Origin of the sequence: Sporomusa aerivorans, assembly GCF_041428895.1 — a bacterium.
GTDB lineage: Bacteria > Bacillota > Negativicutes > Sporomusales > Sporomusaceae > Sporomusa > Sporomusa aerivorans.
The window spans coordinates 5,793,436-5,819,387 of the sequence record NZ_CP156926.1 but is presented as its reverse complement, the minus strand read 5'-3'; the positions used below and the strand labels follow the sequence as shown (position 1 = coordinate 5,819,387).

Annotated in this window: 20 protein-coding genes; 16 read left to right on the top strand and 4 right to left on the bottom strand. The window is 51.1% G+C overall.

Annotated elements, in window-relative coordinates; genetic code table 11:
* The first annotated feature begins 59 nt into the window (after window positions 1–59).
* From SATMO3_RS27645 to SATMO3_RS27605, 9 genes are all read left to right on the top strand, one after another.
* Entirely contained in the window at window positions 60–1,457 is a 1,398-nt protein-coding gene (locus SATMO3_RS27645) for an LCP family protein (protein ID WP_371373938.1), read from the top strand.
* Between the two features lie 125 nt (window positions 1,458–1,582).
* A complete protein-coding gene (gene mrdA / locus SATMO3_RS27640) occupies window positions 1,583–3,397 on the top strand; it encodes a penicillin-binding protein 2 (protein ID WP_371373935.1) in 1,815 nt (604 codons plus the stop codon).
* Between the two features lie 231 nt (window positions 3,398–3,628).
* A complete protein-coding gene (locus tag SATMO3_RS27635; RefSeq protein ID WP_371373933.1) occupies window positions 3,629–4,267 on the top strand; it encodes a bifunctional precorrin-2 dehydrogenase/sirohydrochlorin ferrochelatase in 639 nt (212 codons plus the stop codon).
* Entirely contained in the window at window positions 4,242–5,597 is a 1,356-nt protein-coding gene (gene hemA, locus SATMO3_RS27630; RefSeq protein WP_371373931.1) for a glutamyl-tRNA reductase, read from the top strand. Before SATMO3_RS27635 ends, hemA begins: the two co-directional genes overlap by 26 nt.
* Window positions 5,560–6,486, top strand: coding sequence for a hydroxymethylbilane synthase (hemC, locus tag SATMO3_RS27625; RefSeq protein WP_371373928.1), 927 nt, complete (start codon window positions 5,560–5,562; stop codon window positions 6,484–6,486). The genes hemA and hemC overlap by 38 nt, the downstream gene beginning before the upstream one ends.
* 11 nt (window positions 6,487–6,497) lie before the next feature.
* Entirely contained in the window at window positions 6,498–8,018 is a 1,521-nt protein-coding gene (gene cobA / locus SATMO3_RS27620; protein ID WP_371373926.1) for a uroporphyrinogen-III C-methyltransferase, read from the top strand.
* Window positions 8,019–8,020: 2 nt separating this feature from the next.
* Window positions 8,021–8,986, top strand: coding sequence for a porphobilinogen synthase (gene hemB, locus SATMO3_RS27615; protein WP_371373923.1), 966 nt, complete (start codon window positions 8,021–8,023; stop codon window positions 8,984–8,986).
* 49 nt (window positions 8,987–9,035) lie between these two features.
* Window positions 9,036–10,355 (top strand): glutamate-1-semialdehyde 2,1-aminomutase, encoded by a 1,320-nt coding sequence (gene hemL / locus SATMO3_RS27610; protein ID WP_371373920.1) that lies wholly within the window; start codon window positions 9,036–9,038, stop codon window positions 10,353–10,355.
* Between the two features lie 190 nt (window positions 10,356–10,545).
* Window positions 10,546–11,571, top strand: a complete 1,026-nt coding sequence (locus tag SATMO3_RS27605) for a GGDEF domain-containing protein (protein ID WP_371373917.1) — start codon at window positions 10,546–10,548, stop codon at window positions 11,569–11,571.
* 61 nt (window positions 11,572–11,632) lie between these two features.
* Here the strand turns inward: SATMO3_RS27605 and hcp are convergent, their stop codons facing one another.
* The gene (gene hcp / locus SATMO3_RS27600) at window positions 11,633–12,931 is read right to left on the bottom strand and encodes a hydroxylamine reductase (protein ID WP_371373914.1); all 1,299 of its coding nucleotides are present in this window, start codon (window positions 12,929–12,931) and stop codon (window positions 11,633–11,635) included.
* 117 nt (window positions 12,932–13,048) lie between these two features.
* A complete protein-coding gene (locus SATMO3_RS27595; RefSeq protein WP_371373912.1) occupies window positions 13,049–15,184 on the bottom strand; it encodes a cell division protein FtsA in 2,136 nt (711 codons plus the stop codon).
* Window positions 15,185–15,422: 238 nt separating this feature from the next.
* On the opposite strand from SATMO3_RS27595, the gene SATMO3_RS27590 reads away from it, so the two are divergent.
* From SATMO3_RS27590 to SATMO3_RS27580, 3 genes are read left to right on the top strand one after another with little or no spacing between them, the layout of a single operon-like run.
* On the top strand, window positions 15,423–16,259 hold the full coding sequence (locus tag SATMO3_RS27590) for a DegV family protein (protein ID WP_371373909.1): 837 nt from the start codon (window positions 15,423–15,425) through the stop codon (window positions 16,257–16,259).
* 35 nt (window positions 16,260–16,294) lie between these two features.
* The gene (locus tag SATMO3_RS27585; RefSeq protein WP_371373906.1) at window positions 16,295–17,905 is read left to right on the top strand and encodes a DAK2 domain-containing protein; all 1,611 of its coding nucleotides are present in this window, start codon (window positions 16,295–16,297) and stop codon (window positions 17,903–17,905) included.
* A gap of 20 nt (window positions 17,906–17,925) precedes the next feature.
* On the top strand, window positions 17,926–18,573 hold the full coding sequence (locus tag SATMO3_RS27580; protein ID WP_371373903.1) for a cyclodeaminase/cyclohydrolase family protein: 648 nt from the start codon (window positions 17,926–17,928) through the stop codon (window positions 18,571–18,573).
* Window positions 18,574–18,628: 55 nt separating this feature from the next.
* On the opposite strand, the gene SATMO3_RS27575 is transcribed toward SATMO3_RS27580, so the two are convergent.
* Window positions 18,629–20,803, bottom strand: coding sequence for a Tex family protein (locus SATMO3_RS27575; protein ID WP_371373900.1), 2,175 nt, complete (start codon window positions 20,801–20,803; stop codon window positions 18,629–18,631).
* Between the two features lie 188 nt (window positions 20,804–20,991).
* On the bottom strand, window positions 20,992–22,035 hold the full coding sequence (locus SATMO3_RS27570; RefSeq protein ID WP_371373897.1) for an HD-GYP domain-containing protein: 1,044 nt from the start codon (window positions 22,033–22,035) through the stop codon (window positions 20,992–20,994).
* Window positions 22,036–22,221: 186 nt separating this feature from the next.
* Here SATMO3_RS27570 and SATMO3_RS27565 point away from each other — a divergent pair, with 186 nt between their 5' ends.
* The 4 genes from SATMO3_RS27565 (at window position 22,222) to SATMO3_RS27550 (ending at window position 25,874) form a co-directional block, all read left to right on the top strand.
* Window positions 22,222–24,630 carry a diguanylate cyclase gene (locus tag SATMO3_RS27565; RefSeq protein WP_371373894.1) on the top strand — a complete coding sequence of 803 codons (2,409 nt, stop codon included), beginning with the start codon at window positions 22,222–22,224 and terminating at the stop codon, window positions 24,628–24,630.
* 50 nt (window positions 24,631–24,680) lie between these two features.
* Window positions 24,681–24,878 (top strand): ferritin-like domain-containing protein, encoded by a 198-nt coding sequence (locus tag SATMO3_RS27560; protein WP_371373891.1) that lies wholly within the window; start codon window positions 24,681–24,683, stop codon window positions 24,876–24,878.
* A gap of 24 nt (window positions 24,879–24,902) precedes the next feature.
* Entirely contained in the window at window positions 24,903–25,211 is a 309-nt protein-coding gene (locus SATMO3_RS27555) for a spore coat protein (protein WP_371381811.1), read from the top strand.
* A 231-nt stretch (window positions 25,212–25,442) separates the two neighbouring features.
* The gene (locus SATMO3_RS27550; RefSeq protein WP_371373889.1) at window positions 25,443–25,874 is read left to right on the top strand and encodes a Fur family transcriptional regulator; all 432 of its coding nucleotides are present in this window, start codon (window positions 25,443–25,445) and stop codon (window positions 25,872–25,874) included.
* The last annotated feature ends 78 nt before the right edge of the window (window positions 25,875–25,952 follow it).

Sequence of the window (25,952 nt, the reverse complement as noted above, 5' to 3'; positions counted from 1 at the left end):
GGGGGCTTGTCTTGTTATGTAATAATGCTGCAAATAGACGATGAAAGGGTGATCGTGTAATGACATCATCACGCCTCGAAAAACGATTGACAGAACAGCGCAAAGTCCGGCGCAACCGGTTTTTACTCATATTTATCTGCCTGCTATTATTCATTAGTGTTGCCGGAGCCACTTATTACTGGGCAACAGGCGGTACCTTCGAAAAAGCGCGGCGGGCCGGTGCCGCCGTTACGGGTGCACCGCATAAAGTAAATATACTTGTAATGGGAGTGGATGAACGCAGCGACGATGTAGGCCGGTCCGATACCATGTTCGTTGTAACTGTGGACACCTCGACAAAACAGGTATCGCTCCTCTCCATACCGCGTGACACTAGGGTAAAGATCCCCGGTCACGGCTGGGATAAGATCAATCATGCATATGCCAATGGTGGCCACACTTTGTCTCAACGGGCGGTGGAGGAGCTACTGGGCATCCCGATGGATTATTACGCCATTATTAATTTTTCCGCTTTTAACAAGATTGTGGATGCTGTTGGCGGAGTGACGGTAGATGTCGAAAAACGCATGTATTATGAAGATCCTTATGACAACCTGGTAATCGACCTTCGACCAGGCGAACAGGAGATGGACGGACGCACAGCTATAAAATATGTACGCTACCGGGATGAAGAAGGCGATATCGGCCGGATAGAACGTCAGCAGAAATTTATCAAGGCTATGCTCAAAGAAGTGGCAAGTCCGTTTATCCTGCCACGGATTCCGGCTATAATCCGTGAAGTCAACGCCGCTATCAAAACCGATATGACAACAGCGGAAATGCTGAATCTGGCCAAGCTTTTGAATGATGCGTCCAAGGCGGGTTTAAAGACGGAGACTGTACCGGGAAAACCGGCCTATATCAGTGATATTAGCTACTGGTTGCCTGATATCAATGAATTAAGGAATTATGTGGCGCTTTCCCAGGGGATGACAGCCGATTCCAAATATTTGTCGGAGGCGCGTTCCACTGCTGCCCAGTATGAACGATCCATCCCACAGGAAATGAAAATTGTCGAAGCGCCGAAAAAACCGGCTGAGCCGGCTGCTGCCGCTAAAACGACAACGGTTACCGACCCCAAGGCTCCTGTTAAACCCAAAGAAGCCGATAAGCCGACGGTAACCGAGCCTAAGAAACCCTCTACCGGCGGCAAACTGCGGTTTGAAGTGGTTAACGCCAGCGGTGTCCCCGAAGCCGGCGATAAGATGGCGGCAGCACTTAGAAGTCAGGGATATGATGTTGCCAGTGTAGCCGATGCTGGCTCGGCCAATAGAAATACCGTTGTTATTGCGAGTAGCAGCGAAGCGAGCGGTAAACTGACCGCCTTGCCGTTCCGTTATGCTCTGCAGATCAATAAAGATGACAGTAATGCCAATACAGTAAGGGTAATTGTTGGCAAAGACTATCTAAACCAATAATTGCAGTACAGTATATTCTTCAAATAGCTTGGTTTCCGCCTTGGCGGTAACTAAGCTATTTTTTTCTGCCTGTTATGGGATACTATGTATGTGGAATTTTTAGCTCTAGGAAAAGGAGACAGCCTATGTGGGACGAAAGAAGCCGTCGCCTTACGATATTAGCGGTTATTGTGGCAAGTGTTATAGGCGTACTTGTGCTCAGGCTGGTCTGGATGCAGTTGGTCCAGGGCGTCCAGTATAAAAAAACAGCCGAACAAAATCGCACCAGGCAGATCACCGCCCAGGCGCCCCGCGGTACATTCTATGATAGAAACGGCGCCGTTGTTGTTGCCAACAGGCCAAGTTTTGCTGTATCCATTATTATAAATGATTATAGCCAGCCACAGGCGGCTACCCCTCTTTTGGCTTCCATTACCGGTCTTGCGGTGGATGAAATTAATCAGATGATCCAAAGCAATGCCGAATTTCCCTACACGCCGGTTCGCATCAAACGGGATGCCGATGATGCCATGATTGCCAAAATTCAGGAACGTCAGGCTTACCTGCCAGGGGTGATTATTGAGGCCATTCCGGTCAGACACTACGTATATAAAGAATTGGCCGCGCATGTTCTGGGGTTTGTTGGCAGCATCAGCCAGGAGGAGTATGCCCGCCGAAAAAGTCAGGGTTACCATCCTGACGACTTAGTCGGCAAGGATGGACTGGAGCGGGAATGGGAGGATGTGCTGCGCGGCATAGATGGCGGCAAAAAGCTGGAAGTAAACGCCGGCGGCGAAGAAGTGCGCTCGCTCGGTGATCAGCCTGCCATTTCCGGGCAGGGCCTGGCACTTTGCCTGGATGCCAATCTGCAAAAAGCGGCGGAAGAAGCATTGGCCACGCAGATTGAAGACAGCCGCAAGCTGGGCGAGCCGGCCAAAGGCGGCGCAGTTGTCGTGCTGGATGTAAAAACAGGCGGTGTGCTGGTTATGGCCAGCAATCCGTCCTTTGATCCTAACCTGTTTGCCGGCGGCATCACCAGCCGGAACTGGAATCAACTGATTGCCAATCCTAATTACCCGCTTAACAACCGCGCTATTCAGAATGCCTATCCGCCAGGCTCGGTTTTTAAAGTGGTTACAGCGGCCGCTGCGCTGGAAATGAATTTGACAACCCCCCAGGAAATATTCGAGGATAAGGGCGTCTATGTGTTAAATGGCTGGAGCTTCTACGGCTGGGATACCAAAGGGCTGGGAAAACTGACCGTTATCGATGGTCTGGGGTGGTCCAGCGACCCGGTATTTTATGAGTTGGGCCGCCGTTTAGGCGCCGACAATCTGGCTGCTTACGCGCTGACTTTTGGTTTAGGCCAGAAAACCGGAATTAAACTTGCCGGAGAAGAGAACGGGATGGTGCCGTACATTGAGTGGAAACAGGCCACCTACGGTGAACCCTGGTATCCGGGAGAAACGCTCATAGCCGCCATCGGGCAGGGATATTATCTTGTAACACCCCTGCAGCAGGCGCTGCTGTTGATGGCGGTAGCCAACAACGGGACAATTTACAAACCCATGATTGTTGACAAAGTGCTGACACCGGAAGGAAATCTGGCCGAAAAGCTCACGCCTGAAGTGCTAAGGACGGTGAACCTCAGGCCTGAAGTATGGGATACCCTGCACCAGGGGCTGCTGGCAGTAACGACCCGTGGTACAGGCGCAAGTGTATTTCGGGGGTTTGTCCGTCCTGTTGCCGGTAAATCGGGTTCTTCGGAAACAGGGCGGGGTACAACTCATTCCTGGTTTGCCTGCTACGCGCCGGCCGATAAACCGGAGATAGCCATGGCCGTCCTGGTAGAAGAAGGCGGGGAGGGATCTATGGCGGCTGCACCGGTTACCCGCCGCATTCTGGAAGCCTATTTTGGCGTACCGCAAAAGGCGTTGCCGCCGGCAACCAAAACGGATTAACGCCGGCTGGATGTTTATCAACTGCCGTTTACTAAAGTAGGCGCGGGGCAAGCAGTAAAATCAGGATTCACAGCATGTCCGCGGGATAGGAAAATTCTAAGGCTGCTGCCGGCAAACTAAAGGACTTGGCACAAGTAAGGTTTTTCTAACAAATAAAAGGAGAATTACCATTTCAGCGCGAAGTATGATAAAATATTTGTGGTAAATAACTCGTCCAGGACGTGAAAATAAATGGAGTTATATCCAATCAATCTCAAATTGGCCGGGCGGCGCTGCGCTGTCGTCGGCGGCGGGACGGTAGCCGAGCGGAAAGTTAAGACATTGCTGGCAGCCGGGGCTGCAGTAAGCGTATTCAGTCCGGAGTTGATTCCCGGGCTGCATGCTCTTGAAGCCGCAGGCCAGCTGACCTGGGTACCTCAGGTGTATCAGTCCGGGGATTTACATAACTTTTTTCTTGTCTTCTGCGCGACAGACAAACAGGATATAAACCGGCAGGCCGCGGAGACGGCCCGGGCGGCAGGAGCTCTGGTGAATATTGCCGATGCGCCGGATTTGTCGGATTTTTTTGTGCCAGCCCAGGTTGCGCACGGTGATTTATTGCTTACCGTATCGACGGGCGGTGGCAGCCCGGCTCTGGCCAGGCGGCTGCGGGAAGAAATCGCTGCAAGGTATGGGCCTGAATACGGGCACTATCTGGCGCTTATTGCCAAACTTAGGCCGGAGATAAGAAGCCGTCTGGGAACAGCCAGGGAACGGGAGAAGTTTTGGCGGGAAACCATTGACCATGAGGCGCTTGATTTGCTGAAACGCGGCAAGTTTAGCGAAGCAGAGGAGAGAATACGACATGCAGCTTGTTGTACTGGGCCTTAATCATAGAACCGCCCCGGTAGAAGTCCGGGAGTGCTTCTCTTTTTCCGAAGAGCAAATCAAAGCAGCTTATAAGCGGCTCCATGAGTATGATGATATTCGCGAATGCGTTATTTTGTCGACCTGCAACCGCACCGAAATGTATGCGGTGGTTGAAGATGCCGATGACGCCCTGCCGGTTATGCAGGAATTTCTTGATAATATGTCTCCCGGTGTGCTGGCTGAGACAAGCTATGATTATTTGTTCTATTTTCAGGAAGAGGAATGTATCCGGCATTTGTTCAGAGTAAGTGCCAGTCTCGATTCGCTGGTGCTTGGCGAAGGCCAGATTCTAAGTCAGGTAAAAACGGCATATGCTTTGGCACGGGCTGCCGGTACCACCAGCACGGTGCTAAACACACTGTTTAATAAAGCCATAGCCGTGGGGAAAAAAGTGCGGACAACTACCCGCATTGCCTATAATGCAGTATCTGTCAGTTATGCCGCCGTGGAACTGGCAAAAAAAGAGCTGGGTGATTTGTCCAGTCTCAACGTACTTGTGCTGGGGGCCGGTGAGATGAGCGAACTGACAGCCCGCCACCTGGTAGCCAGCGGCGTAAAAACTGTATTTGTATCAAATCGTAATTTTGACCGGGCAAAGGCTTTAGCCGATAAATTCCGGGGAGTGGCCATACCCTTTGAAAACTGTATGAAGTGCGCTGTTGACGCTGATATTGTAATTACCTCAACAGGCGCACCCCATTATATAATTCACTCCTGGGATGTTGCTCATCTTATGCCCAAACGGCAGGGACGGCCTATTTTTTTCATCGACATAGCCGTACCGCGGGATATTGAACCCGAGGTAGGGGCCATTGCCGGTGTAACATTATATAACATCGACGATCTCGAAGCCGTTGTTGAATCCAATCTGCGCGGCCGCGAACAGGAAGCCAAAGAGGCGGAACGGCTGATTGACGAAGAAATGGCCGGGATTATTGAGCGATTCCGTTATCTGTCTTACCGTCCGACCCTGGCCCGGCTGACTGACAAGGCCGAGCGCATCCGCCAGCGGGAAATTAAACGGGCGCTCGCCAAACTGCCGGATATTTCGCCTGATGAACGGCGAATATTTGAGAATATGTCAAAAATGATTGTGAGAAAATTGCTCCGTGATCCCATTATCCGTCTCAATGAAGCGGCCGGCACCGATAAGGAATCTTACTATCAGGATGCCCTCCGTAAAATGTTTAAGCTCGATATTGCACTGGAAATGGCGCGGGAGCATCAAGACCACTTAGGAGAGGAACACGACAGTGAAACAAAAACTTGTCATCGGTACGCGCGGCAGTAAGCTGGCATTATGGCAGGCCAATCACATTGCCGCCTGCCTGCGGGATAAGTACCCGGGAGTTGAAATAGAACTCAAGAATATGGTAACAACAGGCGACAGGATCTTGGATGTGCCTCTGGCTAAAATCGGCGGCAAGGGACTGTTTACCAAGGAACTGGAAGTAGCTATGCTGAGCAGGGAAATCGACCTGGCCGTTCACAGTCTGAAGGATATGCCTACCGAACTGCCGGACGGCCTCGTGCTGGCGGCGGTTACTGACCGGGTTGATCCCGGTGATGCATTAATTAGCCCTGCTTACAAGACGCTGGCTAATTTGCCGCAGCAGGCGCGGGTGGGTACTTCCAGCCTGAGACGCAAAGCTCAGCTTTTAAATGCCCGTCCGGATCTAACGATTGTTGACTTGCGCGGCAATCTGGACACCCGGCTTAAAAAGCTGAATACGGAGAAACTGGATGCCATCATGCTGGCGGTGGCCGGTCTGAGGCGGCTGGGCTGGGACGAACACATTACCCAGATTGTGCCGCAGAATATCTGCCTGCCGGCGGTCGGACAGGGAGCGCTGGCCATAGAAGCGCGGGCGGAGGATATCGAGACACTGGCTATGCTGGCGTTTTTAAATCATGAGCCTACTTGCCAGGCTACCTTAGCGGAACGGACTTTCCTGGCGGAAGTGGAAGGCGGCTGTCAAATTCCGATAGGCGTTTACGGGCGGGTTATAGAGGGGCTGCTCAGCGTGAATGCAGTTATCCTGTCGCCGGACGGTAAAGAAGTTGCCCGCGATAATATCGCCGGCAATCCGGATGCTGCGGCTGAGTTAGGCCGTACACTGGCTGAGCGTATGCTGGCCAACGGCGGTCGGGAAATACTCGCCAGATTGTATGAAGTTTAAGGGGGATGCCAATGAAGCAGGGAATTGTCTATTTAGTCGGCGCCGGTCCCGGGGACTACGGACTAATTAGTCTAAAAGCAATAGAATGTATTAAACAGGCAGATACCATCGTCTACGACCGTTTGGCGGATGACCGCCTGCTGGATCATGCCCGGCCCGATGTCGAGCTGATCTATGTCGGCAAGGCTTCCAGCAACCACACCATGCGCCAGGAGGATATCAACCAGCTTTTGGTTGATAAAGCCCAGGAAAATAAAATTGTTGTCAGGCTTAAAGGGGGCGACCCGTTCGTTTTCGGACGCGGCGGGGAAGAGGCCCTCAAACTTTTAGAGAACAAGCTGCCATTTGAGGTTGTACCAGGCATTACTTCAGCCATCTCCGTGCCGGCGTATGCCGGTATTCCGGTTACCCACAGGGGAATTGCCACTTCTTTTGCCGTCATCACCGGCCATGAGGATCCCACCAAAGGCGAATCAACGATGAAATGGGAAAAGCTTGCTACTGCTGTGGATACACTGGTGTTTCTCATGGGGGTGGAGAATCTGCCGCATATAACCGGCAAGCTGATGGAGCATGGCCGGGCGGCCGATACGCCTGTTGCCGTTATCCGCTGGGGCACCAAGCCGGAGCAGGAAGTGCTTGTGACTACGGTTGGCCGGGCGGCCGCCGATGTAGACGCCAAAGGTCTAAAGCCACCGGCCATTTTTATTGTGGGTCATGTGGTATCCCTGCGCGAAAAACTGGCCTGGTTTGATAATAAACTGTTATTTGGCAAGAAAGTATTAGTAACCCGGGCCCGCGAACAAGCCAGTATCCTCACCGATGCCTTGGCCAAACTGGGGGCTAACTGTATTGAGGCGCCAGCCATCAAAATCGTAGCGCCGGATAGCTATGCACCGCTTGACGAAGCCATAGCCGGTTTAGAGGAATATCAATGGCTGATCTTTACCAGCGCCAACGGCGTTGACCACTTCTTTGCGCGTTTGGCGGCAGCCAAGCTTGATACCCGCGCTATTCACGCCCGAGTGGCCGCTATTGGCTCACAAACAGCCGCCAGGCTTAAGAACTATGGTATTACGGCCGATGTAGTGCCGGCCGAGTTCAGGGCCGAAGGCATTGTTGAAGCTCTGGCAACCTATGTAACACCAGGCATGAAAGTGCTGATTCCCCGTGCTCTGGTAGCCCGGGATATATTACCGGAAAAATTGAAAGAACTGGGGGCCGACGTGAATGTCGTGCCCGCATACCGCACGGTTACCGGTGGCACAGACGGCCAGGCGCTGGCTGCCGGACTGGCTGCCGGTGAATTTGAGATGGTTACCTTTACCAGTTCCTCGACTGTTTCAAACCTGCTCAGTTTGCTTGGTGAGAATGGCGCTCAGCTTGTTGTCAAAGCCAAAGTCGCCTGTATAGGCCCGATTACGGCTGAGACCTGTCTGAAAAACGGCATCAAGCCGGACGTCATTGCCGAAGAATTCACTATCAAAGGCTTAGTGGAGGCTATTACCACGTTGTATCACAAGGAGGAGTAGAAATGTCCATCATTCACCGGCCCCGGCGGCTGAGAACCACCGCCGGCGTTCGCAGTATGGTGCGGGAGACGGTACTGACGGCCGCTAATCTGGTCTATCCTTTATTTGTTGTACCTGGTACCAAGGTGAAAAAAGAAATATCCTCACTACCGGGGAATTTTCACTTATCACCGGATATGGCGGTTGAAGCGGCCAGAGAAACGTTTGCAGCGGGTATTCCGGCTGTGCTGGTTTTTGGGCTACCGGAGTACAAAGACGAGCGCGGCGCCAGCGCCTGGGATATGAAAAGTCCGGTGCAGCAGGCCGTCCTGGCGATCAAGCAGGCAGTTCCTGAGCTTGTGGTCATTACCGATGTCTGCTTGTGCCAATATACCACTCATGGTCATTGCGGCCTGTTAAACGGCCATAAGGTGGATAATGATCCGACCTTGCCGCTTCTCGCCGAGGTGGCGCTTAGTCATGCCAAGGCCGGCGCCGATATGGTAGCCCCGTCCGATATGATGGACGGCAGAGTGGCTGCTATGAGAAAGGTGCTGGATCATAACGGTTTCAGCGATGTCAGTATAATGTCTTATGCTGCCAAGTATGCTTCGGCCTACTACGGTCCTTTCCGCGATGCCGCCGATTCGGCGCCGCAGTTTGGCGACAGGCGGGCTTATCAGATGGACCCGGCCAATTCACGGGAAGCGCTGAAAGAAGTGGCGCTGGATATTGAAGAAGGCGCCGATATCGTTATCGTCAAGCCGGCGCTGGCGTACCTGGATATTGTCCGCCAGGTCAAGGATGAATTTTTGCTGCCGGTGGCTGCCTATAATGTCAGCGGTGAGTATGCCATGGTCAAAGCCGCCGCCGCCCAGGGGCTGATCGATGAACAGCGCCTGGTTATAGAAACGCTGACAGGTATGCGGCGGGCGGGAGCCGATATTATTATTACTTATCACGCCCTTGATGCGGTTAAATGGTTGTAGTACTCGTCGCACTAAAGGAGACTTTGCGCTTAGTGAAAGGAGAATAGATATGACCTTTACATTAAAGAAATCTACCGCTGCCTTTGCCGAAGCCAAACGGTACATTCCCGGCGGAGTCAACAGTCCGGTCCGGTCTTTTCGGGGAGTTGGCGGTACGCCGCCCTTTATTGCCAAAGCAGCCGGCAGCCGTATCTATGATATTGACGGTAATGCTTACATCGACTATGTAGGCTCCTGGGGGCCGATGATCTTAGGCCATGCCCATCCTGAAGTCCTGGGTGAATTAAAGGAAGCACTTGAGCGCGGCACCAGTTACGGTGCGCCCACACTCCTGGAGACCGAACTGGCCCGGCTGATTATCGAAGCCGTCCCTTCCGTAGAACTTATCCGTTTTGTTAATTCCGGGACAGAAGCAACTATGAGCGCCTTACGACTGGCCCGAGCTTATACCAAACGCAATAAAATTGTCAAATTCGCCGGTTGTTACCACGGCCATCATGACAGCCTGCTGGTTAAAGCCGGATCAGGGGCCACTACCCTGGGTGTGCCTGACAGCCCCGGTGTACCGTCTACCATTGCCGGCAATACGCTGACAGTGGAATATAACGATGACGAGGAGCTGGCGGCCGTCTTTGAACAGCATGGCGAGGATATAGCCGCTGTTATTATTGAACCGGTACCCGGCAATATGGGGCTGGTATTGCCGCGGCCCGGCTATCTGGAAAAGGTTCGCGCCATTACCGAGCAGTATGGCGCCCTGCTAATCTTTGACGAAGTTATGTCCGGTTTCCGGGTAGCCTATGGCGGCGCACAAGAAGTTTATAAAATAACTCCTGATCTTACTTGTCTGGGTAAAGTAATCGGCGGCGGGCTGCCAGCGGCAGCTTACGGCGGACGCCAGGAGATTATGGAGATGATTGCTCCTGCCGGTCCTGTATATCAAGCGGGTACTTTAAGCGGAAACCCCCTTGCTATGGCTGCCGGTTTGGCTACCTTACGATTGTTATCGCAAACAGAGGATTTTTACGAAAAGGTAATAACCATGACTGCCGCCCTGTGCGCCGGCATTCAGGCCCAGGCGCTCGCCTATGGCTTCAATTTCCAGTTCCATCAGGCGGGTACTATGTTTGGACTGTTCTTCAGTGATAAGACGGTCTATGACTATAATAGCGCCAAGCAGTCCGATGTAGCTGCTTTTAATATCTTCTTTCACGCCATGCTGGCCGAGGGCGTTTACCTGGCTCCATCCCAGTTTGAAGCCGCCTTCATGTCCGGCGCTCATACCCATGCTGATATAGGTGCAACTATTGCCGCCAGCGGCAATGCATTTGCCAAAGTCGCCGAATACTACCGTCAGCAAAAACATTAATAAAAAGAGTTCTGTGTGTACACACAGAACTCTTTTTATTGACGAATATTGTTGGAATATAAGAGAAAATGTGTAGATGTTTTTCTGCAAAGTACAAAGATACTACTTTACTTTTTAGGTTAAAAATATGATAATATAATACCAGAAGCGTACAATTTTTCTCCTAGCAGTAAAGGAGTTTTTTGGCTGGATGAGTGTAACAAAAAGCGCGTTTGCAGTTAAAATGTGGAATGACTCGTCCTCCCGGTTGCAAAACATTGCCAGGCGAATGAGTTGCATTTCCGCACTGTTCAGCATGGCTGCCGCTGTGTTGAATCCGGGTCCGCACTGGATTACTGTTGCTGCTCTGTCTATTCTGTATATCTGTTATCATTTAATTCTTAGTGTAAAAAGGGTAAAACCTAACCTAACCGAACTGGCTGCCAGTTTGGTTTTGTGTGCTGGTCTCACCCTGGCCGGTGCCGTCTATAGCAATGTTTTGTACCACCTGCTCTTGATTCGCATGGTGCTTAAGGTCGGACACGGCCGGGCGAGGCGGATGCTGATTGCGGTGGCGGCAGTTTACCTGGCTGCCCATGCTATGGCACTTGGTTCATTTACCTTACCGTTTTTGCTGGAGGTAGCCTATAACGTTATTGGTTTTACAGTTTTAGCTTTTACTGCAGTGTACATGCATAGCGTGATGGAAATTCATTATGAGCATGAGGGGCAAATCGCTGAGCTCAGGCGGGAGAATGCCCGCCATTATGAGCTGGCTCACACCGATGAGCTGACAGGCCTTTTAAATCACCGGGCCTATCTGGAGAAAACCGCTGACCTGCAGCAATATGTCCTACTCATTGTCGACATTGATCATTTTAAGAAACTAAATGATACCTATGGTCATCTGTTTGGTGATCAGGTATTACACACGGTTGGCAACATTATTAAAATGAGTATCCGCAGCAAGGATATGGCTTTTCGCTATGGCGGTGAGGAGTTCGCTCTGGTGCTGCCGGGAACAACGCTGGATGTTGGCTTGAGAATTGCCGAACGCCTGCGCTATCAGGTAGCCAATTGTGAGTTTTACCACAATCAAGAACAGGTGGGCATTACTATCAGCATCGGGCTGTCCAGAAAGATGCCCAGCGCGGCCTGTCAGGACGCTTTCCGGGAAGCCGACAGTGCTTTGTACCGGGCCAAACGGCAAGGCCGGAATCAGTGCGCCGTGTTCTAGTGAATATAAAGAGACTGCTTGCCGCAAAATTTGCGCTCAGGCAGTCTCTTTTGTTTATTGCTTAGCCTAATATAGCTTTTAAATCTTCATCCGGAGTGGTAATTGGCTGCAGGCCAAAGCTCTCGTTAAGAACCTTGAATACGCCTGGGGATACAAAAGCCGGAGCGGATGGGCCAAGGCGGATATTTTTTACGCCAAGGTGCAGGAGGGTGAGCAGAATGGCCACCGCTTTCTGTTCAAACCAGGATAATACGAAGGAGAGCGGCAGGTCATTTACACCGCAGTTGAATACTTTAGCCAGGGCGACGGCGACCTGAATGCCGGAGTAGGCATTATTGCACTGGCCAAGGTCTATCAGGCGGGGAATACCGTCAATAGTGCCGAAATCAAGATGATTGAAGCGGTATTTGCCGCAGGCTACCGTGAGAATAACGCAATCCTGAGGTACTTTTTCGGCCAGTTCAGTATAGTAGTTGCGGCCTGGCTTAGCGCCGTCGCAGCCGCCGATGAGGAAGAAACGTTTAATTTTACCGGCTTTTACTGCGTCCACAATTTTATCAGCCAAACCAAGAATGGCATTGTGATGGAAACCGGTGGTCAAAGTATAGTCGCCTGCTTTGTCGGTCAGAGCCGGCAGCGCTTTGGCTTTAGCAATGATTGTTGAGAAATCGCGGCCGGCAATATGGTTGCCGCCTTCCAGGCCGGTAACGCTGCGGGTAAAAATGCGGTCGCCGTAGGACTCATTGGCTGTCAGCGGCATTACACAGTTCGTGGTAACCAGGATGGCGCCGGGGAAGGCTTCGAATTCTTTGCGCTGATTCTGCCAGGCGGTTCCGTAGTTGCCAACAAGGTGTTTGTATTTCTTCAGTTCAGGATAAGCATGACCTGGCAGCATTTCGCCGTGAGTATAGATATTGATGCCGGTACCTTCGGTTTGTTTTAAAAGCTCTTCCAGATCCAGAAGGTCATGACCGGTAACGAGAATGCCATGGCCGGCTTTAAAGCCTGTAAAGACTTCAGTAGGAACGGGTGAACCAAAATGGTCAACGTGGGCTTTGTCCAATAGCTCCATGACTTTGAGATTGATCTCGCCACATTTTAAGACCATATTAATATGTTTTTCGAGGCTGAAATTTACGTTGGTCAATGTAAAGAAGAGGGCGTCATGCATAAAGGCGTCAACCTGTTCGTCCCGGGCGCCCAGTTCGCGGGCGTGATGGGCATAGGCGGCAATGCCTTTAAGACCGTAAACCAGTGTATCCTGCAAGCTGGCGATATCTTCATTCTTGCCACAGACTCCCACTTTGGTGCAACCGGCGCCGCCGGCAGTTTGTTCACATTGGTAACAAAACATACTCATTGTTGAATCCCCCTTGTTATTTAACTTATAAGTTAATTATAGGGGATAGAGAAACCTGAGACTGTGATGTGTGTCACAGTCTCAGGTGATTTTTTAAGAGGAGATTCAATAAAGATTTTAGTTTGTTTTAATATCCACAGTGTCGCCATTTTTAACAATAGCTGTATATTCGGTTGGTGAACCGTTCAATAGCACGGTAACCCGGCTTGTCGGCGGCAGGGTGCGCGGATCGAAATCAGCAGCGAGCAGCACGTCGCTAATTAGCGGCAAGCGATCGGGAATGAGCGTAAAATTTATATTGCTGCCGGGGGATGCAATCTGGCCGGCTTCTGCCGGCTGGCCGTCCACCTGTATAGTATACCGGCGAATAGGAATGATACAGGGTGCACCGTTGAACAAGACATGGATAGCTGACTCGCTGTCGCTAGCGTCAATCCCCAAAACTTCCGCCAGAGTGGGCGGCGGCAACTGGAGTATGCTAACCTCGTCGCTGTCTGACACCACGCTATCGGCTGAAGCCGCCGCCGCGTTGATTGAATATTTGGGCCAGGTCCGGTATGAGCGTTCTGAACCGTTAACCTGGTAGCGATGCTCGGCAGGCGCTGACTCAAGATCAAGCTCTTTTAACACCTGACTAAGTGGAAACGTGCTGGCGGTAGTAACCTGATCGCGGTCCTTAAGCACCGTTTCCGCCGCGGCCGGCTTGCCGTTGACTGTTACCTGCGGCGGTAGTTGATACTCTTTGCCGTCAATGCTGACTCTTACAGACTCAGGTACCGGGGCAACTTCTTTAAGCCTGGGGGCCGGTGTTGCTCCGTCAGATCCCAGTGTTACCACGATACTGTCCTCATCGGTCAGCGCATCGTCCAGTCTGGCCGGCTGGCCGTTTATAGCGATTTGGCCGGGAGCGCCGTGCCCGCCGGCAATAAAGCGGGTTTGACCGTTGACGGAAATGGTCAGTCCCATACCAGGGCGGCCTCTGAGTGCCCGGATGTCAATGCCGGCGGCTAATAGCGCGTCGGCCACTGCTAAGCGGCTTAGGTTGAAGAGGCGGATAGAGCGTTCGTTTACTGTTATGTTAATAAAGTTTAACGTACGTCCACCGGCCAGTTTTAATATTCCAAGCGGGGTTACCGCGTCCGGTGTGCAGAGGGTGGCGGGAATGCCGGTAATACCTTCGAGCGAGTCCGGGCGGCGGATGGCAACCCTGGCGGCGGGAATATTGAGGGCTTCGGCAATGGCTTCCGGTAAAAGGGGGGTCAGTGCGCCGCCGCCGACTAAGAGTACGGCCTGGGGCTGTTCAATGTTGAGCGACAGGATTTCGGCGGCAATGGCTTGAGCCAGTTCGCCGACTTTTGGAGTCATAGCGTCAAGAATGGTTTTTGCCGGTAGCTTTTGGGACATACCTAATACATCTGTAAAAGATATTTTCTTATTTTTACCGCCTAACTGCCGTTTGACAGTTTCGGCGACATTGAAATCAAGCAAAAACTGCTGGGATATGGCTTCGGTAATTTCATCGCCGGCAAACGGCACCATGCCGTAGGCGATAACCGAGCCGTCACGGGTAATGGCGACGTCCGAAGTGCCGGCGCCGACATCAACAAGCACAAGATTAAGATGGCGCATAGTAGCCGGAATGAGTACATTGATAGCGGCAATAGGTTCAAGGGTCAGGGTAGCCATTTCAAGACCAACTGTCTGAATGGCTGATTGCAGTGAGTCGATAACCTGCCGGGGTAAAAAAGTCGCGATGACTTCAATGGCCGTGCGCTTACCGCGCTGGCCAACAAGGCTTTTAATGCGGGTTCCGTCCAAGCTGAAGCTGACGACACTATAGCCTACGCAGTAGTAATCGGCCGGATCGGGGACGGCGCCGGAAGTAGCCAGTTCGGACTGGGCTGTCTGGATGGCGGTAAGCTCAAGGGAACGTTCGTCTTCCGGTGTCAGGAGTCCTCGGCTGGCAGTTTCAAGCTCGGCGGTAACCCGCAAGGTGCACAATGCACGGCCGGCTGCGGCAACGGCTACTTTTGTCAGCTTGCCGACAGTAGTTTCCAGGCGATTCTTCACGGCGGCAAGTATTTCGGCCACTTCCTGCACATCATGAATCTGTCCGTCCAGCATAGCACGGGTATGATGTTCTTCCCGGTCTGCAGCTAACAGTCTGATAGCGCCGTTTTGCACTTCGCCAACAAGGCCCACTACACTGCGGGTCCCAATGTCTAAAGCAAAGAGGAGTTGGTTATTTTCCATAGTTACTCCTTAAAAAGTGTTATAATGAATAGTAACAATTGAACACTCACATAATACAGCAACTTTACATACCTTATTCTTAATTCGCCGCGGAATATCCTATTTCCTGTCAGCAAATGAAAGAATATAGCATAGACTTGTAGGTTTTGCGGTAATTGACCGAAACATTATTTTAGTATATTTGGCTCTGATAATTTGGTAAAATATAGTTTAAGCTAAGGAGAGGAGTTTACGAACGTTGTCAGATATACATATTGTGGTTGACAGTACTGCCAATTTGCCTGCTGCAGTGCTGGCAGCCAACCCGAATCTCCATGTTGTGCCGCTCAAGGTGATGTTGGGTGAAACAGCTTGGAGTGAACAGGAATTGACAAACGCGGAATTATTCCGCCTGGCCCGGGAAAAAGGGATGCATCCCCGTACTTCGCAGCCATCGCCCGGTGATTTTGCCAGAGCTTTTGAACCTGCCGCCGCCGGTCAGCCTGTGATCATGATTAGTTTAGCAGGCGGGTTAAGCGGCACAGTGGATGGCGCCAGAGCGGCCGCCAGGGAATACAAAGGTGGAGAGATACATATTGTTGATTCAGGCACTGCCGCCACCGGTGTAGTCAAACTGACGGAAACGGCCCTTGCAATGGCTGCTGAGAAAGAGCCTCCGGCTGCTATCGCCGGACGGCTGCAAGAACTGGCAGCCGCAACCCGTACGCTTTTTATCCCTGATTCCCTGGAATATCTTCATAAAGGCGGGCGGATTGGCGGCGCTGCTGCACTGTTCGGTTCCATTCTGCAGATAACTCCCATCCTGCATTTGCATGAAGGCCGGGTGCAGGTGCTTGACAAAGTGCGCACCAAGACGCGCGCGCTGGAACGCATGCTGGCAGAACTGGAGAAGCGCGGCGAGCTTGCCTATATCGGCGTGGCGCACGGCGAATTAGCGACGGCTGCTGAAAGCGCGTATCATACCATTTGCCAGCGATATCCCAATATACCTGTATCGCTTAATCCTATCAGTCCTGTGCTGAGCGCTCATTTAGGACCAGGCGTTGTCGGGCTGATTTTTCAAAGCAAAGTATAGTTGCACCAAACACTGACGGCGGAGGGGGTAGTTGTATGCAGCTTAGTATGGATGTAATTGATGGCAAAGATTTTCGCCGCATGATCGCCGGCGCTTACGGAGCCTTTATGCGTGAGCATGAATATATCAACAGTCTGAATGTCTTTCCTGTTCCGGACGGTGATACAGGTACCAATATGCTCTTGACCTTGGGAGCCGTGGCCAAGGCCGTGACCGAGGCCCCTGACGGGGGTATCGGCTCACTGGCCCGCCGGGGCGCCGACAGCGCTATTATGGGAGCCCGGGGCAACTCGGGAGTAATTTTGTCGCAGCTGCTGCGGGGGATTGCCCGCGGCCTGGCGGGCAAGGACACGGCCACCGCCGCAGAAGTCGGCAAAGCTTTTCAGTATGGAATTTTGTATGCTTACCGGGCGGTAGCCAGGCCGGTCGAAGGCACTATTCTGACGGTGGCCAAGGGAATTGCCAAGGGGACACGCCGGGCAGTACGGGACTATGCGGCTTTTGCCGATATTTTATCCGAGGCCATCCGCGCCGGTAATGAGGAGCTCAACCGGACGCCGGAATTGTTGCCTGCACTCAAGGCGGCCGGCGTGGTAGATGCCGGCGGGCAGGGACTCATCGTTTTTCTGAGTGGTTGCCTGGAAGGCCTGGAGGGCAGATTTATTGGTCCGGAGGCTGATTTTGGCCGGACATTGACGGTGCCGGGGATGGTAGCGGAAATAACCATAGCGCACCCTTATTGCACCGAATTTATCGTTAAACGTTTTGCCGCCAGTCTGGCGGAAGTGAAACGTCAACTGGAGCCAATGGGGGATTCAATGGTGCTGGCTACCGGCGACGGCATCCTCAAAGTACATATTCACACCGCACATCCGGGAGCTATATTAGAATCAGCCATAGCCTGGGGAACGCTGCACTCTATCAAAATTGACAATATGGCCGACCAGCACCGCCAGACCATGGAATTGAGGCCGGAGAACAAGACCCGGAGCGGTCTGGCCGTCATCAGTGTGGTGGCCGGTGAAGGCCTGACGGCAATTATGCGTGAACTGGGGGCTGAAATTATCATCTCGGGTGGCCAGACTATGAACCCGCCGGTAGAGGAGTTTGTGTCGGCTGTCCACAATGGAACGGCTGAGAGGTATATCATTTTACCCAACAATAAGAATATTGTTTTGGCCGCCGCCCAGGTCAAAAAACTGTTAGGTGACAAGGTTGCCATTGTACCGACGACGAATGTGCCGCAAGGATTGGCTGCCGTGCTGGCCTTTGACTCTAGTGGCAGTCTGGACGAAAATCTGGCGAAAATGACGGCAGCTCAGGCCGGGGTGAAAGCAGCCAGTCTGACAACGGCTGTCCGGGACTCGCAGGTTAACGGGCAGACCGTACCGGCCGGGGCCTATATCGGCGTAGTTGACGGTCGTGTTGTTGTGTGGTCTTTCAGCCTGGCAACCTGCCTGGAACAGCTGGTTAAGCAGCTCGCCGGCGAGGGCGCCAGTCTTGTCAGCCTATATTACGGCGCCGAACTGTCGGAAGAAGAGGCCAAAGGGTTGGCAGCGGGGCTAACCGCGCAGTTTGCCGGCGTGGCTGTTGAAGTATATGCAGGCGGACAGCCGTATTATCCGTTACTTATTAGTGTAGAATAAAAAAGGGGACGAGAAAATTTATGTTGAGTTCATTAAGTGTAAGTGATTTTGCAGCTAAACTGGCATCTGACGAAGTACCGCCAGGCGGCGGCAGCGCTGCGGCAGTTGGCGGTCTCTTAGGAACCTCACTGGTGGAGATGGCCATAAATTATTCGCTCAAAAGTCCCAAACTTGTCGAATGCAATGAATTCCTCATCGCCAAACAGGCTGAACTGGCCAGAATTCATATTGAATTGAACATCTTAATTGACAGAGATGCGCTGGCCCTGCGGGGATTACTGGCAGCCGCCGGCTTGCCGGAAACCACGCAGGAAACAAAACAGACCCGTAATATCGCCTTGCAGAAAGCGTTGAAACAGGCGGCGGAAGTGCCGCTTGAGACAGCCAGGGCTTGTCTGGAAGTTGTCGAAATCGGAAAGACTGCTGCGGCCAAAGTTGACAAGGTAGTTGTGAGTGATCTGATGGCCGGGGTAGCGGCGGCTCACGCCGGTATGGTCAGCAGCCTCTTAAGTACCGCCATAAACCTGAGCGAGATTCAGGACGAAGCGCTTGTCAGTGCGCTCAAAGGCCAGATTTTTCTTTTGCAAACAGCGGCCGATGAGCTAAAGGCGGCCATTGAAGATAAAGTGTACGGCACGGCCCCTTTTTCTGTATTGCGGGGAGAATGAGCCAGAATAAAGGAGGCCCTGTATCCAGGCTCGGTGGATACAGGGCTTTTTGGCGTTATTCCTTGGGGACTTGTTTTAAACTCAGGCCGATGCGCTGGCGCTGCTCATCAACACTAATTACCATAACGTCAATAATATCGCCGACAGAGATAACATCAATCGGATGGCGGAAGTGCTTGTGGCTGAGCTCCGAACGGTGAATAAGACCGTTGATTTTAATGCCGATATCCACAAAAGCACCGAAATCGGTTACATTGTGCACGGTTCCTTTAACAATGGTGCCGGGTGTGATATCCGACAGCTTAACGATGTTTTTGCGGGTCTGGGGCGGCGGGACATCTTCGCGGGGATCGCGTCCGGGCTTGGCTAAGGCGGCCAGAATGTCCCTGACGGTAGGTTCGCCGGCGTTCAGTTCAACAGCCAGCCGGGCGGCAGCTGCAGCCGGCGCCGCCTGCTGCAAGGCGGCCAGTCTGGCTTTATCTGACAGGTCTTTTAGCGTAAAGCCGAGTTTATCCAAAACAGCCTCAGCCAGATCATACGACTCAGGGTGGACAGGGGTGTTGTCCAGCGGATTGGCGGCCTGGGCAATACGTAAAAAGCCGGCGCACTGGGTAAAGGCCGCTTTACCCAGTCTGGCAACCTTAAGCAATTCTTTGCGGCTTTTAAACTGCCCGTTCTCCGTACGGTAGGCAACAATATTTTTAGCGACACCGGCATTAATACCGGCCACATAAGTCAGTAAAGCCGGTGATGCGGTATTGAGTTCGACGCCGATATGGTTAACGCAGGATTCAACGACATTGGCTAAGGTGCCGCCAAGTTCTTTCTGATTTACATCATGCTGGTACTGGCCGACGCCAATAGATTTCGGATCAATCTTAACCAACTCGGCTAGGGGATCTTGCACACGGCGGGCGATAGAGACTGCGCCGCGGATAGATACATCCAGATCGGGCAGTTCGTCTTTAGCCAGTTTAGAAGCCGAATACACCGAAGCGCCAGCCTCATTGGCAATTATATAATGGATATTCAAATTGTGGTTATTAATAAGCTGGGCGGCGAATTCTTCAGTCTCGTACGAGGCTGTGCCGTTGCCGATACTAATAAGGGTTACGCCGTGGGTACGGATGACTTCCAGCGCCTTGGCGGCCGCTTCCACACGCTGCCGCTCGCTCATCGTGATATAGAGTGTATTAGTGGCCAGTACGGCGCCGGTGGGGTCGACAACGGCCATCTTGCAGCCGGTGCGGTAGCCGGGGTCCAGGCCCATAACGGTGTGGCCGGCCAGCGGAGCTTGTAAGAGCAGTTGGCGTAAGTTCAGGCCAAAAACGCGGATGGCCTGTTGCTCGGCGTTTTCTGTCAGCAGGCTGCGGATTTCCCGCTCCATTGCCGGGAACAAGAGACGTTTGTAGCCGTCGGTAATGGCATCTAAGATAGTCTGGGTGAAAATGGAGTGACCGGTGACAACCTTATTGGCAATCAACTTACAATTGGCTTCATGGTCGATTAGAAGATCAACCTTGAGCGTTCCTTTGGCTTCGCCACGGTTGACGGCCAGAATCCGGTGGGAGGGCATCCGTTTGACCGGCTCCCGGTATTCCTTATACATGAGAAACTCTTTAGCTTCGGTCTCGGCTACGGCCAGCTGGCTGGCTATTTCCGCCTTTTGCCACAACTCTTTGCGGAGCATGGCGCGGATGTCAGCCTGTTCACTTACTGTCTCGGCAATAATGTCCTGCGCTCCGGCGAGCGCCAGCTCGGCAGTGGTGATTTCCTGTTCGGCATTCAGGTGCTGGCGGGCAATGTCAAGCGGATCACCGCTGGTAAGCGCTTGCGCGATGATGGTTTCGGCCAGCGGTTCCAGGCCTTTCTCCCGGGCGATCTGGGCACGGGTCCGTTTTTTCGGACGGTAGGGAAGGTATAAATCCTCCAGTTCCTGCAGTTTGTTTGTCGCTAGTATGGCTGTGTTAAGTTCTGGCGTTAATTTGCCCTGAGCTTCAATACTGGCGATAATTTCTTCCTGGCGTTTGACAAGATTCCGCAAATATTGCGTGCGCTCTTCGATTGTCCGGATATGTTCCTCGTTAAGCTCGCCGGTGGCTTCTTTGCGGTAACGGGCAATAAAAGGAACGGTATTACCATCATCTAATAAAGTTATGACCGCCGATACCTGGTGCGGCTTCACGGCAAGCTCACGGGCGATAATCGCGGGTATTTCGGTAATAAGCATAGACTCACCATCTTTATTATAGTTTTTTGACTCTATTATTTTACCATAAGGACAATACATATAAAACTAAGAACGCCACGCTCCATTCGCGTGACGTTTTTTCGTCCTACTGAGAGAAAATATAAGTTGATATGGGCAGCACCGGCTGCTGCTTTCGCTAAGGCTCGATGCAAGCCGGTTTTTCAGTATTACTCCGCGATTATATCAACAATGGTGATGTTGGGTTTCATAGCCAAATCAATCACTTGCGGTGTGATACGAAACTGGTTGTTAGCATCAGCCTCGGCAATTTGGACTGTCGGTGTGGCGGTAAAGCGGACCTTGTTTTTTATGACATACGCCAACTGGTTGGTATTCAGTTTTACCAGGTTGCCCACCTGATAGAGCGGGGTAGTATGGAAAAAGGCCCGTAACAGATACATATCAAATAAGATATTGCCATTGGCCATCATATTCTCGATAATGGCGCTGCGGGAAGCTCCCGTCTGATCAGCGCTATTCATAGCATTGTCAAAATAGTTGGCGATAGCCACTAACCGTGACAGGGGATGGATTTCCTTTCCCGCCAGGCCGGAAGGATAACCATGGCCATCATACTGTTCATGATGCTCGGCCGCAATACGGGCCACGATGGAGCCTACTCTGTTTTTTAATAACAGCTGCTGGCCGTAAATGGGATGCAGACGCACCGGATCGCTGACCGTACCGTCAATAGATGGCATCACCGATTTGCCCAAATCATGAAAAAGTGCTCCCAGCGCCAAATCCATTAATACGGGGCGAGGCAGCTTAATATACAGACCGGTGGCTATAGCCATCAAACAGACGTTGACGGCATGTCCAATCTCATCGGCGGTTGGCTGTCGCAATTGAACATTGATGATTTGCGGAAGGTTTTTTTCTGTTTCCTCAATAACATGCCCGACAGTTTGCTGGATTTGCTTTAAATAAACGGTGCGCAAACCTGAATTGAGCATGTCCTGACTCTTACGATTAAATAAGGAGCGGAAGCAGAGAAGGAGTTCCTCTCTGACTGCCGGTGCGATTACGGTATTTTTTTTCAGTTCAGCCGCATAGGGATCATAGATAGGAACACTGGTTATTCCGAGTTCTGTAAGCCGGTTTATGTAATATTCAGTAAGGGCAATGCCTTGTTCTAAAAGCAGATTGCCGCTGGCATCAACAATATCGCGTGCCAGCACCATGCCGGTCTTTACCTCGTTGATAAGCATAAGGAAGCCCTCCTTATATTCCTAATCTTATTATACATAATCACAAGACGAAAATATATATGTCTTAGTCCTGCTTATGTGGGACTTTGGTCTGATATATGACATAAGGCACACCCCTTTCGCTTGCGGCATATTATGTTAGTAGGAACAGTTGCCGGAGGGTGCTTTGCCGAGAGGGGGATAACCATGCCATTGTTAATTAATTCATTTAGGGCCAACGTGCAGTTAGCAGCGCTTACGTCAATATTATTTGGCATACTAGGGGTTGTTTCCTGGACGCCTGGGAGTTTTTACGCAAATTATTCTGAAGACGTATATCTTATCATCCACACGGTTAGTGAGATGATTTGTCTGGCAACGGGGATAAGTATATTTATTATTGTATGGTATGGCTGGCCGCAAACACAAAACAGCCGGGATCTGGTTCTTGCCATGATCTTTCTGGCAGTAAGCCTGCTGGACGGCGCTCATTTGCTGTCTTATCCGGGTATGCCTGCCTTCATTACAGCCAACAGTGAAAATAAAGCTGCGATATTCTGGATTATCAGCCGGCTGCTTGTCAGTGCCGGCGTACTGGCAGCGCTTTATATTCCCAAACGCAGTAAAAATGCTGTTTTTCACCCGCTATATTTAGTGACACTGACTACGGTGGTTACTACCGGCATTATCGCGCTGGTGCTGTTGTTTGAACATTCCCTGCCGCCGATGATTCCGCCGGGGCAGGGCCAGACTGCCGAAAAGCTTGCATTAGAATATACCGCAATGGTGCTTAACCTGCTGGCGTTATATATGTATGGACTGCGTAACCCTTCGCAGCAATCGGTATTTTTGCTGCGGGTCGGACTGGTGTTCAATATAGTCGCGGGCATGGCTTTCATCTTACACAACAACACCTATGACAGCTTCAACCTTATCGGTCATGTCTACAAAATTTTGTTTTATCTGTGTATTCTGCGTTCACTCTTACAGACTTCGGTTTTGCGTCCGTACCTTCGTATTTCCCGGTTAAATCAGGCATTGCGGAGCATGGTTACCAAAAATATGAGCCTTTATCAGGAGACCAAGGACAGTGAGCGCATTTTGCAGCAAGCCTTTATTCAACTGGGTGCAAGCCTGGCCTCAAAACATGATCTGGATGGCATGCTGCAGCAGGTCGTAGTAGCTACAGGTACGGTTTTTCAGTGCGACCATGTTTATCTGGCATTGGTAGAGAATAACAACCTGAAGATTGTTGCATATATCAGCAGCTTTAAACCACCGGAGAAGCTTCTTCCTGACAAGAGTTTTATGGGAAAAGTCTTTCTGGAGAAAAAACCCGTGGTCGTTGATAATATCGAGAGTTTCCCCGAGAAAATTTTGGAGGCGCTAAAGCAAGCTGGTTTGAAATCTATGGTTGGCGCACCCATCAGACATAACGGGAATGTCATCGGGGTCTTGGCGATTTTTTCCCGCCGGGAGAAGGAATTTACCCAGCATGATGCTGAATTCCTGAGTGTATTTTCGCATCAGGCCGGTGAGGCCATAAAAAATGCCAGAACCTATGAGACAACGGTAGAGAGCCTTGCCGAGTTAAGTTTTCTGTATGGAATTGTCAAAGATGTGGCGGTGCAGCAGTCGCCGGCAGCCATATTGGCCAAAGTGTCGGAAAAACTGTTTAACTTATTTTCCGCTAACGGGGCAATTGGTTTTATCATGCATTACCGTGATGACGGCTTGCATGCCGAACCGGTATACGCCACCGGCTTTGAACAAAAAGAAATTAACCACCTGCAGCGCATTTTCTCCGACGGCAAAACAGCCTGGCCCTGGAGCGGTCTCAGCAGTATGGATGACAATACCACCAGTGAGAATGAACAAGGCCTGATAACCATGTCGGTACTTTTATCCAAGCGGTTAAATATATTGCCGCTGTTAGCGAATGATAAGCTGCAGGGATTAATTGTCCTGGGCTGGAATGATCCGACTCAGGAAATACCCCAGGGGAAAGAACTTATTCTTAGCACCATTGCCAGGCAAACGGCTATTGGTCTTGAACGGGCTTATTTATACGCTCATTTCCAGGCTATGGCTCTGACCGATCCATTGACAAAACTGGCTAACCGCCGGCAGTTTGAAGCAGTGTTAGGCAGGGAAATCAGCCGTGCCGTGAACTACCAGCGGCCGCTCAGCCTGATCATGCTGGATATTGACTTCTTTAAAAAGGTAAACGATACCTGGGGGCATCTGGCCGGCGATATTATTCTGCAGAAGATGGGGGCCATGATTAAGGATAAATTCCGGTCGACAGACGTGAGTGCGCGTTATGGCGGCGAAGAGTTCGCCGTAGTCTTACCGGAAACTTGTCTGGCAGAAGCTATTGAGCTAGCCGAAACCTTCCGGAAAGTGGTCGAAACGACTCACTTTGAGGCCGATAATCATGATATATCCGTTACCATTAGTCTGGGAGTTGCTACCTTTGAAAACTGTACAAATTGGGAGGATCCCAAAACCGAGCTCGTGGACGCAGCCGATCAGGCCCTGTACCGTGCCAAACAGCAAGGCCGCAATCGTGTTGAATTCTATCAATCGCCAGATTGTCCAATTATGAATAGTTGATGCAAGTCTTACACAAGCTATCTCTGACCAAATGCGAAGGAGGGAAACTTGTGTTAACATCTAAAGAATTGATGCACCTGGAAGATTTTCTGGGTATGGAACAATGCTGCGCCAAGACGATGAGCTACTTAGCCAGCAATGTGCAGGATGCCCAGGTTAAACAAATGTTCCAGCAGTTTTCTCAAAAGAGCCAGCAGAATTTCCAAACAATGAGCAAACATCTAAATGCAGGGCAAAATTTACAATAGTTGAGGTGATCTACTGTGGCCCAAATGGGACAACAATCCGGCCAAACCAAGCAAACCAGTATGAGCGGCCAGAGCGCCAGCCTGTCTGACCAGGACCTTTTGCAACTGGCTCTTAATGAAACAAAGCATACAGCGACAGCGGTTAACGCCTTTGCCCTTGAAGCTGCCAGTGAAACCTTGCGGCGTGATTATCTGACAATTCTTGGTGATGTTCACAGCCGGGAAAAGCAGATTTTTGACCTTATGCAGCAAAAGGGTTACTATAATATTAAAAACGCCACTCCGCAAGATATTTCTCAGGCTCAGTCCAAGTTTAGCAACCAGGCTCAATAATCCAGTAAAGTCCCGCACCTTATGGCGCGGGACTTTTACTTTCCGGTGCGGGAAAAGGCAAGGAAAATCGCCGATAAGCGGTGGTATTAAGTGGAATAAAAAATTTTTGTTCTATTCGCTTTTTTTGCATAAAATTGCCTTGACAGCAAGCCCTAATAACGGTTAAAATTAAACAAGAATTACTCGATAACTATTTTCCGGTTGTAATTTGTAGTAAGGGCGGGGATACTCGTGGATATTTGTGTGACAACGTTGTTACGGGATAAGGGATTCAAGGTTACGCCGCAGCGTTTGGCGATTTACAACGCGTTAGCTGCTACCAAATCCCATCCAAGTGCGGAAATGATTTACAATGACCTTCAGCCTTATTATCCCACTATGAGTTTGGCGACAGTGTATAAGACCATTGAGATTTTAAAAGAGTTGGATTTAGTGCAGGTGCTCAATGTCGGTGAGGATAGTTTCCGCTATGACGCTGACACAACCAATCATCCTCATGTGCGTTGTATGTGCTGCGGCCGGGTTGAAGATTTGCAGGGAATAGATTCCTCAGATTTTATCAGCAGAGTTTCGGCCCACACCGACTACGCTATTCAAGGGCAGCAATTCTATTTTTACGGTACTTGTCCGGCGTGCCAAAAAACAAGTGCGGTTGTAAGCTAAGAACCGACAACAAAATAGTAAAACGAAAAGATTGCCTTTTTAAGGCAGTCTTTTCGCTATTTCATTTTAAAGGCAGGT

Coding starts and splice junctions, on each gene's coding strand:
- SATMO3_RS27645 (WP_371373938.1), top strand. CDS start 60: ATGACATCATCACGCCTCGAAAAACGATTGACAGAACAGCGCAAAGTC.
- mrdA (WP_371373935.1), top strand. CDS start 1,583: ATGTGGGACGAAAGAAGCCGTCGCCTTACGATATTAGCGGTTATTGTG.
- SATMO3_RS27635 (WP_371373933.1), top strand. CDS start 3,629: ATGGAGTTATATCCAATCAATCTCAAATTGGCCGGGCGGCGCTGCGCT.
- hemA (WP_371373931.1), top strand. CDS start 4,242: ATGCAGCTTGTTGTACTGGGCCTTAATCATAGAACCGCCCCGGTAGAA.
- cobA (WP_371373926.1), top strand. CDS start 6,498: ATGAAGCAGGGAATTGTCTATTTAGTCGGCGCCGGTCCCGGGGACTAC.
- hemB (WP_371373923.1), top strand. CDS start 8,021: ATGTCCATCATTCACCGGCCCCGGCGGCTGAGAACCACCGCCGGCGTT.
- hemL (WP_371373920.1), top strand. CDS start 9,036: ATGACCTTTACATTAAAGAAATCTACCGCTGCCTTTGCCGAAGCCAAA.
- SATMO3_RS27605 (WP_371373917.1), top strand. CDS start 10,546: ATGAGTGTAACAAAAAGCGCGTTTGCAGTTAAAATGTGGAATGACTCG.
- hcp (WP_371373914.1), bottom strand. CDS start 12,931: ATGAGTATGTTTTGTTACCAATGTGAACAAACTGCCGGCGGCGCCGGT.
- SATMO3_RS27595 (WP_371373912.1), bottom strand. CDS start 15,184: ATGGAAAATAACCAACTCCTCTTTGCTTTAGACATTGGGACCCGCAGT.
- SATMO3_RS27585 (WP_371373906.1), top strand. CDS start 16,295: ATGCAGCTTAGTATGGATGTAATTGATGGCAAAGATTTTCGCCGCATG.
- SATMO3_RS27580 (WP_371373903.1), top strand. CDS start 17,926: ATGTTGAGTTCATTAAGTGTAAGTGATTTTGCAGCTAAACTGGCATCT.
- SATMO3_RS27575 (WP_371373900.1), bottom strand. CDS start 20,803: ATGCTTATTACCGAAATACCCGCGATTATCGCCCGTGAGCTTGCCGTG.
- SATMO3_RS27570 (WP_371373897.1), bottom strand. CDS start 22,035: ATGCTTATCAACGAGGTAAAGACCGGCATGGTGCTGGCACGCGATATT.
- SATMO3_RS27565 (WP_371373894.1), top strand. CDS start 22,222: ATGCCATTGTTAATTAATTCATTTAGGGCCAACGTGCAGTTAGCAGCG.
- SATMO3_RS27555 (WP_371381811.1), top strand. CDS start 24,903: ATGGGACAACAATCCGGCCAAACCAAGCAAACCAGTATGAGCGGCCAG.